We start from the raw sequence: 19,261 nt of genomic DNA, 5'->3' as shown, positions 1-19,261 counted from the left end.
TGTGTCTGTCGACGCCGGTCCCTCGCTACGGCGCAGTCTGCGGATCGTCGGCGTGGGGGTGCGGCGCGAGCCGCGGTCGTTCGCGCTGGCCGTGGCGGGCAGCACCGTCTACGGCGTGATGACCGTGCTGACGGCCTGGGCCATCGGCCGCGTCACCCGCGAGGAGATCCAGCCGGCCGTGGCCGCCGGCCATGCGACGACCGCACAGCTGATGGCCATCTTCGGCTGGGTGGCCGGCGTCGTGGTCGCCAACGTCGTCGGTGTCGTGATCCGCCGGATCGCGGCCGGCTTCACCATGTTCAACGTCGCCGCGGGCTTCCGGCGTGAGGTCACCCGCCAGTACCTGCGGCTCCCACTGTCCTGGCACCACCGCCACCCCTCCGGGCAGCTGCTGTCCAACGCCAACGCCGATGTGGAGGCGACTTGGAACGTGTTCGCCCCGCTCCCCATGGCCATCGGCGTCGTCGTGATGCTCGTCGCCGGCGTGGTCGAGATGGTCCTCGTCGCGCCGGCCATGGCGGTCATCGGCCTCACCGTGTTTCCCGCCCTGTTCGTCGCGAACCTGGTGTTCCAGCGGGCCATGTCGCCCAAGGTGTCTCGGGCCCAGCAGCTGCGCGCAGAGGTCAGCGAGGTCGCCCACGAGAGCTTCGAGGCCGCGCTGGTCGTCAAGGCGATGGGCCGCGAGGAGCAGGAGGCGGCCCGCTTCGAGGAGGTCGCGAGGCGGCTGCAGGTGGCGAACGTCGACGTCGGCCGGACCCGCGGCACCTTCGACCCCGTCATCGAGGCCATACCGACTCTCGGCACCCTGGCCGTGCTGGCGGTCGGCGCCGAGCAGGTGGCCTCCGGAGCGCTGACCCCCGCGGCGGTGGTGCAGGTGGCCTATCTCATCTCGGTGCTCGCGTTCCCTGTGCGTGCCCTGGGCTGGGTGCTCGGTGAGCTGCCCCGGACGGTCGTCGGCTGGGACCGCGTCGACGCGGTGCTCCAGGCTCGAGGCGAGCTGCCCTTCGGGACGGCTAGCGTGCCGAGGCGCGACGCCTCCGCCATGCGGCTCGACTCCGTCGACTATGCCTACGAGGTGATGGACGAGCACGGGCGGCTCTCGCCGTTCCCGGCCCTGCACGGCGTCACCATCGACGTCCCCGCAGGATGGACCACGGCCTTGGTGGGGCCGACCGGTTCGGGCAAGTCCACCCTGACCAACCTGACCCTGCGGCTGGTCGACCCGACCAGCGGTGTGGTGACCCTCGACGGCCTCGACCTGCGCGAGGTGGCCAAGGGCGGCGTGAGCGCGGCAGCCACGTTGGTCCCGCAGCAGACCTTCCTGTTCGACGACACCGTGCGCGGCAACATCACCCTGGGGGCCGACTTCGGCGACGACCAGGTGTGGTGGGCGCTCGAGGTGGCCCAGGCGGCGGGGTTCGTGCGCGAGCTCCCGGCCGGTCTGGACACCAGGGTGGGGGAGCGGGGCGCCTCTCTCTCCGGTGGCCAGCGACAGCGGGTCGCGTTGGCCAGAGCCATCATCCGGCGCCCCCAGCTCTTGGTGCTCGACGACGCCACGAGCGCGGTGGACCCCGCGGTCGAGCTGCAGATCCTCGGTGCGTTGCGCGAGTCGAGCACCGAGACGACCGTGCTGGTCGTCGCCTACCGGATGTCCACCATCACTCTGGCCGACGACATCGTCTACGTGGAGCTGGGCCGCGTCCTCGACCACGGCACCCATGCGGAGCTGTTGGCCCGGTGCGAGGGCTATGAGCATCTCGTCACGGCATACGCCAGAGAGGCCGCGGAGCGGGCCGCCGTGGCTGCGGACGAGCAGGGGGCGAGCGTATGAGCACCACCGTGGAGGCGACGTCGAGCCTGGGCACGTGGGCGACCCTGCGCCGGGGGTTCGAGCTGTCCCCGGAGCTGCGCCGAGGGCTGGGCGTGACACTCGCCCTGGCGGCGGTGACGACGGTCGGTCGCGTCGTCGTCCCGCTGGTGGTGCAGCAGACGACGGACCACGGCCTGCTCGGCAAACAGGGGCCCGACCCGGCGCTGGTGTGGCGCTACGTCGGCCTCGCGGTCATCGCCGTGCTGGTGACCGCGACGACCGCGTATGCCGTGAACGTGCGGCTCTTCCGCGCGTCCGAGGCGGGCTTGGCGACGTTGCGGCTCAAGGGCTTCCGCCACATCCACGACCTGTCGATGCTCACCCAGAACACCGAGCGGCGCGGGTCGATGGTCGGCCGGGTCACCTCGGACGTCGACACCATCAGCCAGTTCGTGCAGTCCGGTGGCATCACGCTGATCCTGAGCCTCGGGCAGATCGCGGTGGCGAGTGGGCTGATGCTCTACTACAGCCCGCTGCTCACCGCGGTCGTCTGGCTCTGCTTCGTGCCCGTGCTGTTCGTCGTCCGGCGATTCCAAGCCATCGTGGGCCGCGCCTACACGGCCGTGCGACAACGCGTCGGCGACCTGCTCGCCGCGGTCTCCGAGGCCGTGGTCGGCGCCGCGACGATCCGCGCGTACGGCGTGGAGGAGCGCACCGGGGAGCGGATCGACGAGGCCATCGAGGCGCATCGGCGCGCGGCCATCGGCGCGCAGGTGCGGTCCGTCGTGGCGTTCTCGTCGGGCCAGCTGGTCGCGGGCCTGACGCTGGCGGTGGTGCTCGTGGTCGGCACGGTGCAGGCGGCCGGCGGTCATCTCACCATCGGCGAGCTGCTCGCCTTCACCTTCCTGGTCAACCTGTTCACCCAGCCGGTGCAGCAGGCCACCGAGATCCTCAACGACCTCCAGAACGCCGTGGCGGGGTGGCGTCGCGTCATCGGCGTCATCGACACCCCGGCCGACGTCGCCGACCCCGGCGACGCCGGCACGGTGCTGCCTCGCGGGCCGATCACGGTCGACTTCGACGGGGTGTCGTTCGCGTATCCCGGAGCCGGGACCGTGCTCCACGACGTCACGCTGTCCATCGCCCCCCGCTCGCGCATCGCCATCGTCGGCGAGACCGGCTCCGGCAAGTCGACGATGGCCAAGCTCCTGACGCGGCTGATGGACCCCACGGAGGGAATGGTCCGCATCGACGGGGTGGACCTGCGCCAGGTGCGGTTCTCCTCGTTGCGCGAGCGGGTGGTGATGGTCCCCCAGGAGGGCTTCCTGTTCGACGCGACGCTGCTCGAGAACGTCCGGTTCGGCAGGCCCAGCGCGACCGAGGAGGACGTCCAGCTGGCGCTGACCGAGCTGGGCCTGGACGCCTGGCTGGCCGGGCTGCCAGGGGGCCTGGCGACCGAGGTGGGTCAGCGTGGCGAGTCGCTGTCGGCGGGCGAGCGGCAGCTCGTGGCCCTGGCCCGCGCCTACCTCGCCGACCCCGACCTGCTCGTGCTCGACGAGGCCACGTCCGCGGTCGACCCCTCCACGGAGGTGCGCCTCCAGCGGGCCCTCGAGGGCCTGACGCGGGGTCGCACCTCGGTGGCCATCGCGCACCGCCTGTCCACGGCTGAGGCTGCGGACGAGGTGGTCGTCGTCGACCGGGGCCGGGTCGTCGAGCGTGGTCCCCATCGCCTCCTGGTCACCCAAGGCGGGGTGTATGCCGCGCTGCACGCTTCGTGGGCGGCGCAGCAACGCGGCTGAGGGGTTGGCAGAATGGGGGCCGTGACCTCACCGACTCCGCTGGACCCTGCGATCGCGGGCCGCCTCAAGCGAGACCCCGCCGGGCTGGTGGCGGCGATCGTGCAGCAGCACGACACCGGCGAGGTCCTGATGCTGGGGTGGATGGACGACGAGGCGCTGCGCCGGACTCTGGGCGAGGGCCGGGTGACGTTCTGGTCCCGCAGCCGAGGCGAGTACTGGCGCAAGGGCGACACCAGCGGCCACGTCCAGCTGGTCCGCTCGGTGGCCATCGACTGCGACGGCGACGCGCTGCTCGTCCGGGTCGACCAGGTGGGGGCCGCCTGCCACACCGGCGACCGCACCTGCTTCGACGCCGGCGACCTGGACGCGCAGGTGGGAGAGCCGTGAGCGACGTGGCTCCCGACTTGGCGTTCGGGTCGACCTGGCCGAGCCTCGAGACCTTCACGATCCTCGCCAAGGACCGCCGGCTCATCCCTGTCGTGCGCCGGCTCATGGCCGATGCCGAGACCCCGGTGGGTGTCTATCGCAAGCTGGCCAAGGACGCCCCCGGCACGTTCCTGCTGGAGTCTGCCGAGCACGGCGGTGTCTGGTCCCGCTACTCCATCGTCGGGGTGGCCAGTCACGCCACGCTGACCGAGCGCGACGGCGAGGCGCACTGGGTCGGCGAGCCGCCGGCGGGAGTGCCGACGAGCGGCGACCCGCTCGAGGCGCTCCGCCAGACCGTCGCGGCCCTCGCCACCGACCCGATCGACGGTCTCCCGCCGCTGACCGGTGGGATGGTCGGCGCGGTCACCTACGACGCCGTCCGTCGCTGGGAACGCGTGCCTGCGACCCTGCCCGACGAGCTCGGGCTGCCGGAGATCTCGATGATGCTGGCGACCGACCTGGCCGTGCTCGACCACTCCGACGGGTCGCTGCTGCTCGTGGCCAACGCCGTGAACTACGACGCCACCGACGAGCGGGTCGAGCAGGCCTGGGCCGACGCCATGGGCCGTCTGGACGCTATGACGCGTGACCTGGCCGTCCCCGCGCCGAGCACCGTCGCCACCGTGGATGCCGAGTCCTTCGACCGCGCCCGAGCCGATGTGCGCAGCAACTTCTCCCAGGCCGACTTCGAGGCGATGGTCGAGCAGGCCAAGGAGGACATCCGCGCCGGCGAGGTCTTCCAGGTCGTGCTGTCCCAGCGGTTCTCCACGCCCTGCCCGGCCGACTCGCTGGACGTCTACCGGGCCCTGCGGTCCTCCAACCCGAGCCCGTACATGTACCTCCTACGCCTCCCGGCAGCCGACGGCTCGACCTACGACGTCGTGGGCAGCTCGCCCGAGGCGCTCGTCAAAGTGACCGGGCGCAAGGCCATCACCCACCCGATCGCCGGGTCGCGACCGCGTGGCAAGTCCCCCGAGGACGACCAGCGGCTCGCCGAGGACCTGCTCGCCGACCCCAAGGAGCGTTCCGAGCACGTCATGCTCGTGGACCTCGGCCGCAACGACCTCCAGCGCGTATGCCGTGCCGGCACCGTGGACGTCGTGGAGCTCATGACCGTGCGGCGCTACTCCCACGTCATCCACCTGGAGTCGACGGTCGTGGGGGAGCTGCAGCCGGACCGCAGCGCCTATGACGTCCTCGCCGCCACGTTCCCGGCGGGCACCCTCTCCGGCGCCCCCAAGCCCCGGGCGCTGACCCTCATCGAGCACTACGAACCCAGCCGGCGAGGGGTCTACGGAGGCGTGGTGGGCTACCTGGACTTCCACGGCGACCTCGACATGGCCATCGCCATCCGCACCGCGGTGATCAAGGACGGGGTGGCCCACGTGCAGGCGGGCGCCGGCATCGTCGCCGACTCGGTCCCCACGGCCGAGTATGAGGAGACCGTCAACAAGGCTGCCGCAGCCCTGCGAGCGGTCGCCACAGCCGGCGCCCTGAGGACCGTCCGATGAGCCGGCTGCGGGTGACCTCCAAGGCTATGGTCATCGTGCTCGCCGTCGGCGGGGCCCTGCTCGTGCTCGTGAGCGGCTCGCGCGAGTGGGTCCACGGGTCGGTGCAGGACCCCCTCGGCGCCAGCCAGATCACCGGGACCGGCACCGAGGTGGCCTCTGGCCTGGCTGCGTTGGCCCTGGTGGGCGCTGCCGCCGCCCTCGCCAGTGCCACGTCGGGGCGGGTCGTGCGGCGAGTCGCCCTGGTCGTGCTTGCCCTCGCCGCGGTCGGGCTGGGGGTGCTGTCCGGTCGGGTGCTCCATGACCCGTCGGGAGTCATGGGCTCGGTGGCCGCCCGCGCGATGGGCCGCACCGGCTCGGTGCAGACGCACGTGACGACGACGGCCTGGCCGTGGGTGTGCCTCGTGGCTGGCCTGCTCCTGCTGGTGGCAGCGATCGGCGGCTGGGTGGGAGCCTCATCGTGGCGCGGCCTGGGGGCGCGCTACGAGGCGCAGGGGACGGCCACCGGAGCGCGCGGCCAGCGGGTCGCCAGCGACTGGGACCGCCTCGACGCAGGCGACGACCCCACGGCGCCGGAGCCCCGCGACCTGACACAATGAACCTGATACCGCCGATGCCCTCGTCGACACCCCACCCACAGGAGCAGCAGCTCATGTCAGAGCACGAGATCCACGAAGACCACGGCCACAGCGTCGCCGCCTGGACGGCCGTCGTCATCATCCTGGTCGGCTCCGCCGTGGCCTCCTTGGCCGTGGTCCTGGCCAGCGTCCCGCTTTTCGTCGTGGGCATCGTCATCTGCGTCATCGGTGCGGTCGCAGGCAAGCTGCTCGGCATGGCCGGCTATGGCGCCAAGACGGTCAGCGGTGTGGACACCCCCGAGAGCACCAAGCCGGAGATGGGCGTCAAGTGAGCTGAGCCGGTGTCCGGCTGGACACCTCGCGTCCAGCTCGTGACCCGGCCCCGGTGACCTCAGGTCCGCTGGTTAGCCTGTCTGCATGCCCACCGTGCTCGACGACATCGTTGCCGGCGTCCGCGCCGACCTCGCGGACGCCGAGGCGGCCGTCCCGCGGGCCCGTGTCGAGCAGCTCGCGGCCGAGGCCCCTGCGGCCCTCGACGCCGAGGCGGTCCTGCGCCGGCCGGGGCTGTCTTTGATCGCCGAGGTCAAGCGGGCCAGCCCCAGCAAGGGCGCGTTGGCCGACATCGCCGACCCTGCCGCGCTGGCATCCGCATACGAAGCCGCCGGGGCCTCGGCGGTGAGTGTGCTCACCGAGCGTCGCCGGTTCAAGGGCTCCCTCGACGATCTCGATGCCGTGCGCAAGTCGGTGCGGATTCCAGTGCTGCGCAAGGACTTCATGGTCGCGGACTACCAGCTGTTCGAGGCGCGGGCCCACGGTGCCGACCTCATCCTGCTCATCGTGGCCGCGCTCACCCAGGCCGATCTCGTCCGGATGCAGGCACTCGCTCGTGACCTCGGTATGACGGCGCTCGTCGAGGTGCACGACGAGGACGAGACCGCGCGGGCCATCGATGCGGGGGCCACCGTCATCGGCGTCAACGCCCGTAACCTCAAGACGCTGACGGTCGACCCCGACACGTTCGGCCGGCTGGCCCCGCTGATCCCGGACACGTGCGTGCGGGTGGCGGAGTCGGGCGTGGCCGGCCCGGCCGACGCCGTTCGGTATGCCGCGGAGGGCGCCGGAGCCGTCCTCGTCGGCGAGGCCCTCGTCCGCGACGGCGACCCGCGCCGAGCGGCACACGACCTGGTTGCGGCAGGAGCACAGCGATGAACGAGACTGCCGTGACGACGGGCATGACCCCCGAGCCGCTGAGCCGGCTGGGCCGGTTCGGTGAGTTCGGTGGGCGCTATGTGCCTGAGGCGTTGATCCCCGCCCTGGAGGAGCTGGACGAGGCCCGCCGCAAGGCGATGGTCGACCCCGAGTTCCTCGGCGAGCTGGACCGCCTCCACCGCACCTATACCGGGCGTCCGAGCATCATCACCGAGGTGCCGCGGTTCGCCGAGCACGCCGGGCGGGCGCGCATCATCCTCAAGCGCGAGGACCTGAACCACACCGGCTCCCACAAGATCAACAACGTCCTGGCCCAGGCGCTGCTGACCAAGCGCATGGGCAAGACCCGCGTCATCGCCGAGACCGGCGCGGGCCAGCACGGCGTCGCCACGGCGACCGCTGCAGCCCTCATGGGCCTGGAGTGCGTCATCTACATGGGCAAGGTCGACACAGAGCGCCAGGCGCTCAACGTCGCGCGCATGCGAATGCTCGGCGCCACCGTGGTGGCCGTCCCGACGGGCAGCGCCACCCTCAAGGACGCCATCAACGACGCGCTGCGCGACTGGGTCACCAATGTGGGCAACACCCACTACATCCTCGGCACGGTCACCGGCCCGCACCCGTTCCCCGAGATGGTGCGCGACTTCCACCGCATCATCGGCGTGGAGGCGCGTGGGCAGGTCCTCGACGTCGTCGGCCGGCTGCCCGACGCCGTCATCGCCTGTGTGGGCGGCGGGTCCAACGCGATGGGCATCTTCCACCGCTTCATCGACGACGCCGCAGTGCGCCTCATCGGCATCGAGGCCGGCGGCACCGGAGTCGAGTCGGGCCGGCACGCCGCCCGCTTCGCCGCCAGCTCGCCGGGCGTCCTGCACGGCACGTTCAGCTACCTCATGCAGGACGACGACGGCCAGACCCTCGAGTCCCACAGCATCTCGGCCGGCTTGGACTACCCCAGCGTCGGTCCCGAGCACGCCTACCTGCGCGACACGGGCCGGGCCGAGTACCGCTACGCCACAGACGAGCAGGCCATGCACGCGTTCGAGCTGCTGTGCCGCACCGAGGGCATCATCCCGGCCCTGGAGTCCGCTCACGCGCTCGCCGGGGCGATCGAGGTCGGTCGCGAGCTGGGCCCGGAGGCCCTGCTGCTGGTCAACCTGTCGGGCCGGGGCGACAAGGACATGCACACGGCCGCCGAGTACTTCGGTCTCATCGACGACAGGGACGGTGTCCAGTGAGCATCGGCGTCTCCGAGGTGCTGCGGCGCTGCCACGACGAGGACCGGGCCGCGTTGGTCGGCTATCTGCCGGTCGGGTTCCCCTCCGTCGAGGGTTCGGTCGAGGCGATGGTGACCATGGTCAAGGCCGGCGTCGACATCGTCGAGGTGGGTGTGCCCTACAGCGACCCGCTCATGGACGGCCCGGTGATCGCGTATGCCGCGGACCAGGCCCTCAAGCGGGGCGTGCGGGTGGGCGACGTCTTCACCGCGACCCGAGCCGTGCGCGACGCCGGCGCGCCTCCGTTGGTGATGAGCTACTGGAACCTCATCCTGCGCCACGGGCCCGGCGAGTTCGCCCGCGACCTGGCTGCGGCGGGTGGTGCTGGCATCATCACTCCCGACCTGGTCCCCGACGAGGCCGGTCCCTGGATCCGGGCCAGCGACGAGACGGGCCTGGACCGCATCTTCCTCGTCGCGCCGAGCTCGACCCCCGAGCGCCTCGCCTTCGTGACCCGCCAGTGCCGTGGCTTCGTCTATGCCGTGTCGCACATGGGCGTGACCGGAGCACGGACCTCGATGGGCGATGCCGCCGAGGTGATCGTGCGCCGCACGCGCGAGGTCACCGACCTGCCGGTGTGCGTGGGCCTGGGCGTCTCCAACGGCGACCAGGCGGCGGAGGTCGGCGCCTACGCGGACGGCGTGATCGTGGGCTCGGCCCTCGTGCGCTGTCTCACCGAGGCAGGAGACCTGGAGTCGGGTCTGAAGGCCCTGCGCGGCCTCGTCGAGGAGCTGGCTGACGGCGTGCGTCGGGGGCGCTGACCGGTGCCCGACCTGCGCAGCTCTCGCCTGCTCGACGTGACCGGCCTGCTGGCCCGTCTCGTCCTGGGGGTGGTGGTGCTCGTAGCGGGCGCGCTCAAGGTGGGCCACCCCGAGACCTCGGCCCGGTCGGTCCGGGCCTACCAGCTTCTGCCCTTCGACGTCGCCGGCTATGTCGGCTACGCGCTGCCGGTCCTCGAGATCGCTGTCGGCGTCCTGCTGGTGCTGGGGCTGTTCACCCGGGTCAACGCGATCATCGGGGGCCTGCTCATGGCCGCGTTCGTCGTGGGCATCTCCTCTGCCTGGGCCCGTGGGCTGTCCATCGACTGCGGCTGCTTCGGCCATGGGGGAACCATCGCCGCCTCCCAGACCCAGTACCCCCAGGAGATCGCCCGGGATCTCGGGCTGATCGTCTGCGCCGCCTGGTTGGCGGTCCGCCCGCACACGGCATACGGCCTCGACCGCATGCTCTTCCCGGGAGCCGCCCCGTCCCTGACCGCCGACGAAGGAACCACCGCATGAGCAACGCCGACGCCCGCCGGAGCAAGATCGAGGCGGCCGCCCCACGCGGTGGCGGCCCGAACCGCGTGGTGGTCGCCACCGTCGTCGTCGTGTTGGTCCTGGCTGCGGTCGTCACGGCCGTGATCCTCGGAGCCCGCGGCAAGGGCCAGGCGGACTCTGCAGGTGGGTCGGCGCTGCCCAAGAACGTCGCGGCGATCGGGGCCGGCATCGTGGTCAACCCGGGCGCACCCTCGACGGTGCCGACCATGGACCTCTACGAGGACTTCCAGTGCCCCATCTGCGGCCGGTTCGAGCAGCTCTACGGCACCCGGGTCACCCAGCTCGCCGCCCAGAACCGCGTCAAGCTGGTCGTCCACATGCTCAGCTTCCTGGACGACAACCTGCGCAACGACAGCTCCAACCGGGCGGCGAACGCAGCCGCCTGTGCGGCTGACGCAGGTCGGTTCTTCCCCTACCACGCCGCGGTCTTCGCGGGGCAGCCGACACAGGAGGGGGCGGGTTACACCGACGCCCAGCTGGCCGGCTTCGCGCAGACCGCCGGCATCACTGGCCCGGCGCTGCGGACCTGGCAGTCCTGCTACTCCGCCAAGAGGCACAACCAGTACGTGGTGTCGGTGCAGAACCAGGCCGACAAGGACCACGTCAACGGCACGCCCACGATCAGGCTCAACGGCAAGGACGTGCCCCTCTCCTCGCTCACGAACGCCCAGTCCCTCGACGACGCCGTCAAGGCAGCGCAGCGGTGATCCTGTCCCTGCCCGCCTCGATCCCGAGCCCCACCACCGGGGTCTGGCATCTCGGCCCCTTCCCGATCCGCGCCTATGCCCTGTGCATCCTGGCCGGCATCGTGGTCGCCGTCTGGATGACCGGCCGCAGGCTGGTCGACCGCGGTCACCGGCGCGAGCTGGCCATCGACATCTCGGCCTGGGCGGTCCCGTTCGGCATCGTGGGCGGACGGCTCTACCACGTCATCACCACGCCGCAGCCCTACTTCGGCGTCGGCGGCCACCCCATCCGCGCGCTCTACATCTGGCAGGGCGGTCTCGGCATCTGGGGCGCGGTGGCCCTCGGCGCCCTCGGCGCCTGGATCGGCGCCCGACGCCAGGGCGTGCCCTTCCTCGACTTCGTCGACGCTGCGGCTCCGGGCGTCGCCGTGGCGCAGGCGCTGGGCCGGTGGGGCAACTGGTTCAACAACGAGCTCTACGGGCGCCCGACCTCCGTTCCGTGGGGTCTGACCATCCACGAGTGGGACCAGTCGGCCGGCCGGGCCGTCCGCGACGCCGCCGGTCACCCCGTGGTGCTCGGCACCTTCCAGCCCACGTTCCTCTACGAGTCGGTGTGGTGCATGCTGCTCGCCCTGGGACTGGTCCTGGCCGACCGCAGGCTCGCCCTGCGCCGCGGGCAGGTCTTCGGGCTCTACGTGGCGGGCTACCCGTTGGGCCGGGTCGTCTTCGAGCTGATGCGCAGTGACGAGGCGAACCACATCCTCGGGCTGCGCGTGAACGTCTGGACCAGCATCCTGGTGTTCCTGTTCGGCGTCTTCCTGGTCTGGTGGGCGCGACGCCGTGAGCCGGCGGTCGCCGCATCCCGGCTATCTCAACATCCGGAATGAGCCGGCTCACATAGCGGGACGAGAGTGGCAAGGGCTATTCTGCGTGCAGCCGTGGCCAAGGCCGTCCACGAGCATGACCGATGTGCCCTTCACGAGACCGGACCGCTGACGACTCAGCTCTCGGGTCAGAGGTCACAACGCTTTGACCCCACAAGGACGGTGACCCGAACGTGACTTTCGCGCGCTTCTCCGCCCAGCCCGCGGACACCGGGCTGTACCGCCGCGAGTTCGAGCACGACGCCTGCGGCGTCGCGCTGGTCGCCACGATGCGGGGGAGTGCCGGTCACGACATCGTCGACCACGCCCTGACGGCGCTGCGCAACCTGGAGCACCGCGGCGCCACGGGTGCCGACCCCCTCGTGGGCGACGGCGCCGGCATCCTGACGCAGGTCCCCGACGCCTTCCTGCGCGAAGCGGTGGACTTCGACCTCCCCGTCGCGGGCGCCTACGCCGTGGGCATCGCCTTCCTGCCGCAGGACGGCGATGAGCGCGCGACCGTGGTGCAGCGCATCGAGGCCATCGCCGCTGAGGAGGGGCTGCGCGTCCTCGGCTGGCGCGACGTGCCGGTGGCCGCCGAGCTGGTGGGCCAGACCGCCCGTGACTGTATGCCGTTCTTCCGGCAGCTCTTCGTCGCCGCCTCGGCGGGGCGCATGGTGGGCCTCGGGCTCGACCGGCTGGCCTTCTGCCTGCGCAAGCGCGCCGAGCGCGAGACCGAGGTCTACTTCCCGTCGCTGTCGTGCCGCACCCTGGTCTACAAGGGCATGCTCACGACGGGCCAGCTCGAGCCGTTCTTCCCCGACCTGTCGGACCGTCGCTTCGAGACCCAGCTGGCGCTGGTGCACTCCCGGTTCTCCACCAACACCTTCCCGAGCTGGCCGCTGGCCCACCCCTACCGGCTCATCGCTCACAACGGCGAGATCAACACGGTCAAGGGCAACCGGAACTGGATGCGGGCTCGCGAGAGCCAGCTCGTCTCCGACCTCATCCCGGGCGACCTCGAGCGGCTGTTCCCCATCTGCACGCCCGAGGCGTCGGACTCGGCGTCCTTCGACGAGACCTTGGAGCTGCTGCACCTGGGCGGTCGCTCGCTGCCCCACGCGGTCCTCATGATGATCCCGGAGGCGTGGGAGAACCACGAGGAGATGGACGCCGAGCGCCGGGCCTTCTACGAGTTCCACTCGACGTTCATGGAGCCGTGGGACGGCCCCGCCTGTGTGACCTTCACCGACGGCTCCCTGATCGGGGCGGTCCTGGACCGCAACGGCCTGCGCCCCGGCCGCTACTCGGTCACCGACGACGGGCTCGTGGTGCTGGCGTCCGAGGCCGGAGTCCTCGACCTCGACCCGACCCGCGTGGTCCGCAAGGGACGGCTCCAGCCGGGCCGGATGTTCCTTGTCGACACCGAGCACGGCCGCATCGTCTCCGACGACGAGGTCAAGTCCTCGCTCGCCGCCCAGCAGCCGTACGAGGAGTGGCTGCACGCCGGCCTGATCCACCTCGAGGACCTGCCCGAGCGCGAGCACATCGTGCACACCGCTGCGTCCGTCGCGCGCCGACAGCAGACCTTCGGCTACACCCAGGAGGAGCTCAAGATCCTCCTGTCGCCGATGGCCAAGACCGGGGGGGAGGCGCTCGGGTCGATGGGCACCGACACGCCCATCGCCGTGCTGTCCGACCGTCCGCGGCTCATCTTCGACTACTTCACCCAGCTGTTCGCGCAGGTGACGAACCCGCCGCTGGACGCCATCCGCGAGGAGCTGGTGACGTCGCTCGGGACGGTCATCGGGCCCGAGGGCAACGCCCTGGCGGCGACCCCAGCGCACGCCCGCCAGGTGGTCCTGCCCTTCCCGGTCATCGACAACGACGAGCTCGCCAAGATCGTGCACGTCAACGCCGACGGCGACCTGCCCGGCTACGCGACCCACGTGGTGCGCGGCCTCTACGACGTCACCGGCGGCGCGCAGGCCATGCAGGCCCGGCTCGAGGAGATCTTCGCCGAGGTCTCACAGGCCATCGCCGAGGGCGCCCGGTTCGTCGTGCTGTCCGACCGCGACTCGGGTCGCGACTTCGCGCCGATCCCGTCGCTGCTGCTGACCTCGGCCGTCCACCACCACCTCATCCGCGAGAAGACCCGAACGCTGGTCGGCCTGCTCGTGGAGGCCGGTGACGTGCGCGAGGTTCACCACGTCGCGCTGCTCATCGGGTATGGCGCCGCAGCGGTCAACCCGTACCTCGCGATGGAGTCGGTGGAGGACCTCGTCCGCTCCGGGGCCATCGAGGGTGTCGACCCCGAGAAGGCTGTGAAGAACCTCATCAAGGCGCTCGGCAAGGGCGTCCTGAAGGTCATGTCCAAGATGGGCATCTCGACGGTGGCGTCGTACCGCGGCGCGCAGGTGTTCGAGGCCATCGGCCTGTCCCAGGAGCTGGTCGACCGCTACTTCACCGGCACCGTCTCCCAGCTGGGGGGCATCGGGCTCGACGTGATCGCGGCCGAGACCGCGGCCCGGCACGCCGCGGCATACCCGCCGGACGGGGTGCGCCTGCCGCATCGCAAGCTCACCGTCGGTGGCGAGTACCAGTGGCGCCGCGAGGGCGAGCCGCACCTCTTCGACCCCGACACCGTGTTCCGGCTGCAGCACTCGACGCGGCAGCGGCGCTACGACATCTTCAAGCAGTACACCCAGCGCGTCGACGAGCAGTCCGAACGGCTGATGACCCTGCGTGGGCTGTTCGAGCTCACGGGGTCGGCCGAGCGTCCGCCGGTGCCGATCGAGGAGGTCGAGCCGGTCAGCGCGATCGTCAAGCGCTTCAACACCGGCGCCATGTCCTACGGCTCGATCAGCCAGGAGGCCCACGAGACCCTGGCCATCGCGATGAACCGCCTCGGCGGCCGCTCCAACACCGGAGAGGGTGGCGAGGACGTCGAGCGGCTGCTCGACGACGAGCGCCGCTCCGTCATCAAGCAGGTCGCCTCGGGACGGTTCGGTGTCACGTCGCTCTACCTGACCAAGTCCGGTGACATCCAGATCAAGATGGCGCAGGGCGCCAAGCCCGGCGAGGGCGGCCAGCTGCCCGGCCACAAGGTCTACCCGTGGGTCGCCAAGACGCGGCACTCCACCCCGGGCGTCGGTCTCATCAGCCCACCTCCGCACCACGACATCTACTCCATCGAGGACCTCGCCCAGCTGATCCACGACCTCAAGAACGCCAACCCCGAGGCCCGGATCCACGTCAAGCTCGTCTCCGAGGTCGGCGTCGGCACCGTGGCCGCGGGCGTCTCCAAGGCGCACTCCGACGTCGTCCTCATCTCAGGTCATGACGGCGGCACCGGCGCCTCGCCGCTCACCTCGCTCAAGCACGCGGGTGGCCCGTGGGAGATCGGTCTTGCCGAGACCCAGCAGACCCTGGTCCTCAACAGCCTGCGCGACCGCATCGTCGTGCAGTGCGACGGCCAGCTCAAGACGGGCCGGGACGTCGTCATCGCTGCGCTGCTGGGCGCCGAGGAGTTCGGGTTCGCCACGGCACCCCTGGTCGTGTCCGGCTGCGTCATGATGCGGGTCTGCCACCTCGACACCTGTCCGGTCGGCATCGCGACCCAGAACCCCGAGCTGCGAGCCCGCTTCTCCGGCAAGCCGGAGTTCGTCGAGACGTTCTTCGAGTACATCGCCGAGGAGGTGCGCGAGCACCTCGCGGCCCTGGGCTTCCGCTCGGTCGAGGAGGCCATCGGCCAGGTGTCGGTGATCGACGCCAGCCGGGCGGTCGCCCACTGGAAGGCGGCGGGGCTCGACCTGTCGCCCATCTTCGCTGACGTCCAGAGCCCCGACGGCTCCGCCCGCCGCAACACCACGGTCCAGGACCACGGCCTCGAGAAGGCGCTGGACCACAGCCTCATCGCCCTGGCGCGCGAGGCGATCAACGACGGCACGCCCGTCACCGGTGAGGTGGCGGTGCGCAACGTCAACCGCACGATCGGCACCCTGCTGGGGCACGAGGTCACCAAGGCCCATCCGCACGGGCTGCCTGACAACACGATCGACCTGACCTTGACGGGTTCGGCGGGCCAGTCCCTGGGCGCCTTCCTGCCCAAGGGCATCACGCTGCGGCTCTTTGGCGATGCCAACGACTATGTCGGCAAGGGCCTGTCCGGTGGCCGGATCGCGGTGCGGCCGGACCGGGCCGCGGCCCTACCCGCAGAGCAGAATGTCATCGCCGGCAACGTCATCGGCTACGGCGCGACGACCGGCGAGATCTACCTGCGCGGCAAGGTCGGTGAGCGTTTCTGCGTGCGCAACTCTGGCGCGACCGCGGTGGTCGAGGGGGTCGGTGACCACGGCTGCGAGTACATGACCGGAGGCACAGTCCTGGTCCTCGGACCGACGGGACGCAACTTCGCGGCCGGCATGTCAGGCGGCGTCGCGTACGTCCTCGATCTCGACCACGACCGCGTCAACGGCGAGCTCGTCGGCCTGTCGGCCCTGCGCCCCGGCGATGAGCCGGTCGTGCGCGAGCTGCTCGAGAAGCACGTCCAGTGGACCGAGTCCATGGTGGCCGCCGCGCTGCTGTCCGACTGGGAGGCGGTGCGCGAGCGGTTCACGCTCGTCCTTCCGCGGGACTACCAGCGCGTCCTCGACGTGCGCGCCGCCGCTGAGGCAGAAGGACTCGACGTCAACGGCTCCGAGGTGTGGGAGCGGATCATGGAGGCCTCCCGTGGCTGACCCCCAGGGTTTTCTGAAGACCCGCGAGCGCGAGCTGCCGGCCCGCCGGCCGGTTCCGGTGCGCATCAGAGACTGGAAAGAGGTCTACGAGGAGCAGGAGCTCGGGCAGCTGCAGCGTCAGGCCGGGCGCTGCATGGACTGCGGCATCCCGTTCTGCCACAGCGGTTGCCCGCTGGGCAACCTCATCCCCGAGTGGAACGACCTGGCCTGGAAGGGCGACTGGCGCGAGGCGATCGAGCGGCTCCACGCCACCAACAACTTCCCGGAGTTCACCGGCCGCCTCTGCCCGGCGCCGTGCGAGACGGCGTGCGTCCTGGGTATCAACCAGCCTGCGGTGACGATCAAGCAGGTCGAGGTCACGACGATCGACCGCGCCTTCGACTCCGGCTACGTGCTACCGCAGGCGCCCGAGCGGCTGTCCGGCAAGACGGTCGCCGTCGTCGGGTCGGGTCCCGCGGGATTGGCCGCCGCCCAGCAGCTCACGCGCGCCGGGCACACGGTCGCGGTCTACGAGCGTGCCGACAAGCCCGGCGGGCTGCTGCGCTACGGCATCCCGGAGTTCAAGATGGAGAAGTCCGTCCTCGACCGCCGCATCGCCCAGATGGAGGCGGAGGGCACCCGTTTCCGCAGCGGCGTGGACGTGGGCACGGATGTCACGGGCAAGCAGCTGCGCGACCGCTACGACGCCGTGGTCCTCGCCATCGGCGCGACCGTCCCGCGTGACCTGCCGGTGCCCGGGCGTGAGCTCGACGGTGTCATGCAGGCCATGGAGTTCCTCCCTCCCGCGAACCGGGTCGCCCTCGGCGAGACGGTCCCCGGTCAGGTGACGGCGGAGGGCAAGGACGTCATCGTCATCGGCGGAGGTGACACCGGTGCCGACTGCATCGGCACGTCGCACCGCCAGGGCGCACGTTCGGTGACGAGCCTCGAGATCATGCCCCAGCCGGGCGAGGAGCGCTCGCCGAACCAGCCCTGGCCGACCTACCCCATGCTCTTCCGGATCGCCTCGGCTCACGAGGAGGGCGGCGACCGGGTGTATGCCGCGTCGACCAAGCAGATCCTCGGCGAGGACGGCAAGGTCTCCGGCATACAGGTCGTGGACGTGCGCCTGGGCGAGAAGGGCTTCGAGGAGGTCGAGGGCACCGAGCGGGTGCTCCCGGCCCAGCTCATCCTGCTGGCCATGGGCTTCCTGGGGCCGCAGGGCACCGGGGTCGTCGAGCAGCTCGAGGTCGAGCTCGACGAGCGCTCCAACGTCAAGCGCGACCGGAACTACATGGCTTCGGTGCCAGGGGTGTTCGTCGCCGGGGATGCCGGGCGTGGGCAGTCGCTCATCGTCTGGGCCATCGCCGAGGGACGCTCGGCCGCGGCGGGGGTGGACCGGTTCCTCACCGGGCACTCGGCCCTGCCGCGACCGGTCAACCCGACCGACCGCCCGCTGGTCGTCTAGCGGCGTCCGGCAGGGCGGTGCGACACCTAGCCGACGCCTCTCTGACACCTAGCCGACGCCTGTCCGGCACCCCTGTCCGCAGAGTGACCGGGGTCACGTGGCGCGGGGCCGACCGATAGGCTCAAACCCATGCGCCGCGCCAAGATCGTCTGCACCCTGGGCCCCGCTGTCTCCTCCCCGGAGCGGATCCGTGAGCTGGTCGCCGCCGGCATGGATATCGCTCGGCTCAACCTCTCCCACGGGGCGTACTCCGACCACGAGGCCATCTATCGCCACATCCGCGCGGCCAGCGACGAGAGCGGCCACGCGGTCGGCATCCTGGTCGACCTGCAGGGGCCCAAGATCCGCACGGCCCGCTTCAAGGATGGCCCGGTGGAGCTCGCGGAGGGCGACGTCTTCACCATCACCACCCGTGAGGTCGACGGCGACAGGCACGAGGTCGGCACCACGTACAAGGGCCTTCCCGGCGACGTCAACCCCGGCGACATGCTGCTCATCGACGACGGCAAGGTGGCGCTCGAGGCGACCGAGGTGACGGACACCGACGTGCGCACGGTGGTCCGGGTCCCGGGCACGGTGTCCAACAACAAGGGCATCAACCTGCCGGGGGTGGCCGTCTCGGTGCCGGCCCTGTCCGAGAAGGACAAGGAGGACCTGCGCTGGGCCCTGCGGCTGCGCGCCGACATGATCGCGCTGTCGTTCGTCCGCTCCGCCTCAGACCTGGACGACGTGTTCGAGGTGATGGACGAGGTGGGCGTGCGGCTGCCGGTGATCGCCAAGATCGAGAAGCCGCAGGCGGTGGACAACCTCCAGCAGATCATCGCGGCCTTCGACGGCGTCATGGTGGCCCGCGGCGACCTCGGCGTGGAGCTCCCCCTGGAGGAGGTGCCGATCGTCCAGAAGCGCGCGATCGAGCTGGCGAGGCGCCAGGCCAAGCCGGTCATCGTCGCCACCCAGGTGCTCGAGTCGATGATCGAGAACCCGCGCCCCACCCGGGCCGAGGCGTCCGACGCCGCCAACGCCGTCCTCGACGGTGCCGATGCGCTCATGCTCTCGGGCGAGACCAGCGTCGGCGCCCATCCCATCGAGGCCGTGCGCATGATGGCGCGCATCATCGAGAGCACCGAGGAGCACGGGCTCGAGCGCATCCCACCGCTGGGGACCAAGCCCCACACGATGGGTGGGGCAGTCTCTGCTGCCGCGGTCGAGATCGGTGAGCTCCTGGGGGCCAAGTACCTCATCACGTTCAGCCAGTCCGGTGACACCGCCAAGCGGATGTCCCGGGTGCGTCCCCGCATCCCGATGCTGGCCTTCACTCCCGAGCAGCACACGCGCTCCCGGCTCGCGTTGGCCTGGGGCATCGAGACGTTCCTCGTCCCGATGGCTCGGCACACCGACCAGATGGCGCGTCAGGTCGACCTGACGCTGTTGGCCAACGGCCGGGCGGTGGAGGGCGACCTCGTCGTCATCGTCGCCGGGTCCCCGCCCGGCATTCCCGGCTCGACCAACGCCCTGCGGGTCCACAAGATGGGTGATGCCATCAACAAGGTGGCGCCGGCTTACGAGGACCTCGACGCCGGAGCCTGAGCGGGCCGGGCTC

15 protein-coding genes are annotated in these 19,261 nt (G+C 71.1%); all 15 read left to right on the top strand.

Features of this window, described 5'->3' with window-relative positions:
• The first annotated feature begins 1 nt into the window (after position 1).
• Entirely contained in the window at positions 2-1,831 is a 1,830-nt protein-coding gene (locus VGN50_RS12515) for an ABC transporter ATP-binding protein (protein ID WP_327445131.1), read from the top strand.
• Entirely contained in the window at positions 1,828-3,609 is a 1,782-nt protein-coding gene (locus VGN50_RS12510) for an ABC transporter ATP-binding protein (RefSeq protein ID WP_327445130.1), read from the top strand. Before VGN50_RS12515 ends, VGN50_RS12510 begins: the two co-directional genes overlap by 4 nt.
• Positions 3,610-3,621: 12 nt before the next feature.
• Positions 3,622-3,996, top strand: coding sequence for a phosphoribosyl-AMP cyclohydrolase (gene hisI, locus VGN50_RS12505; RefSeq protein ID WP_327445129.1), 375 nt, complete (start codon positions 3,622-3,624; stop codon positions 3,994-3,996).
• Positions 3,993-5,546, top strand: a complete 1,554-nt coding sequence (locus VGN50_RS12500; RefSeq protein ID WP_327445128.1) for an anthranilate synthase component I — start codon at positions 3,993-3,995, stop codon at positions 5,544-5,546. The genes hisI and VGN50_RS12500 overlap by 4 nt, the downstream gene beginning before the upstream one ends.
• On the top strand, positions 5,543-6,142 hold the full coding sequence (locus VGN50_RS12495) for a Trp biosynthesis-associated membrane protein (RefSeq protein ID WP_327445127.1): 600 nt from the start codon (positions 5,543-5,545) through the stop codon (positions 6,140-6,142). Before VGN50_RS12500 ends, VGN50_RS12495 begins: the two co-directional genes overlap by 4 nt.
• 53 nt (positions 6,143-6,195) lie before the next feature.
• Positions 6,196-6,453 carry an HGxxPAAW family protein gene (locus VGN50_RS12490; RefSeq protein ID WP_327445126.1) on the top strand — a complete coding sequence of 86 codons (258 nt, stop codon included), beginning with the start codon at positions 6,196-6,198 and terminating at the stop codon, positions 6,451-6,453.
• Between the two features lie 85 nt (positions 6,454-6,538).
• Positions 6,539-7,330, top strand: a complete 792-nt coding sequence (gene trpC, locus VGN50_RS12485; protein WP_327445125.1) for an indole-3-glycerol phosphate synthase TrpC — start codon at positions 6,539-6,541, stop codon at positions 7,328-7,330.
• Positions 7,327-8,568, top strand: a complete 1,242-nt coding sequence (gene trpB / locus VGN50_RS12480; protein ID WP_327445124.1) for a tryptophan synthase subunit beta — start codon at positions 7,327-7,329, stop codon at positions 8,566-8,568. The genes trpC and trpB overlap by 4 nt, the downstream gene beginning before the upstream one ends.
• Positions 8,569-8,570: 2 nt before the next feature.
• On the top strand, positions 8,571-9,368 hold the full coding sequence (gene trpA, locus VGN50_RS12475; protein ID WP_327445185.1) for a tryptophan synthase subunit alpha: 798 nt from the start codon (positions 8,571-8,573) through the stop codon (positions 9,366-9,368).
• Between the two features lie 3 nt (positions 9,369-9,371).
• Positions 9,372-9,887, top strand: a complete 516-nt coding sequence (locus VGN50_RS12470; protein ID WP_327445123.1) for a MauE/DoxX family redox-associated membrane protein — start codon at positions 9,372-9,374, stop codon at positions 9,885-9,887.
• Positions 9,884-10,633 carry a DsbA family protein gene (locus VGN50_RS12465; protein ID WP_327445122.1) on the top strand — a complete coding sequence of 250 codons (750 nt, stop codon included), beginning with the start codon at positions 9,884-9,886 and terminating at the stop codon, positions 10,631-10,633. Before VGN50_RS12470 ends, VGN50_RS12465 begins: the two co-directional genes overlap by 4 nt.
• Positions 10,634-10,635: 2 nt before the next feature.
• Entirely contained in the window at positions 10,636-11,499 is an 864-nt protein-coding gene (gene lgt, locus VGN50_RS12460) for a prolipoprotein diacylglyceryl transferase (protein WP_327445184.1), read from the top strand.
• A gap of 170 nt (positions 11,500-11,669) precedes the next feature.
• Positions 11,670-16,214: a glutamate synthase large subunit gene (gltB, locus tag VGN50_RS12455; RefSeq protein ID WP_327445121.1), complete on the top strand. Its 4,545-nt coding sequence runs from the start codon at positions 11,670-11,672 to the stop codon at positions 16,212-16,214.
• Complete coding sequence (locus VGN50_RS12450; RefSeq protein ID WP_327445120.1) at positions 16,207-17,661, top strand: glutamate synthase subunit beta; 1,455 nt, start codon at positions 16,207-16,209, stop codon at positions 17,659-17,661. The genes gltB and VGN50_RS12450 overlap by 8 nt, the downstream gene beginning before the upstream one ends.
• A 129-nt stretch (positions 17,662-17,790) precedes the next feature.
• Positions 17,791-19,248, top strand: coding sequence for a pyruvate kinase (gene pyk, locus VGN50_RS12445; RefSeq protein WP_327445119.1), 1,458 nt, complete (start codon positions 17,791-17,793; stop codon positions 19,246-19,248).
• Positions 19,249-19,261: the final 13 nt, after the last annotated feature.

This window comes from Pedococcus sp. (assembly GCF_036000045.1).
Classification (GTDB): domain Bacteria; phylum Actinomycetota; class Actinomycetes; order Actinomycetales; family Dermatophilaceae; genus Pedococcus.
This window is presented reverse-complemented; position numbering and strand designations above follow the sequence as displayed.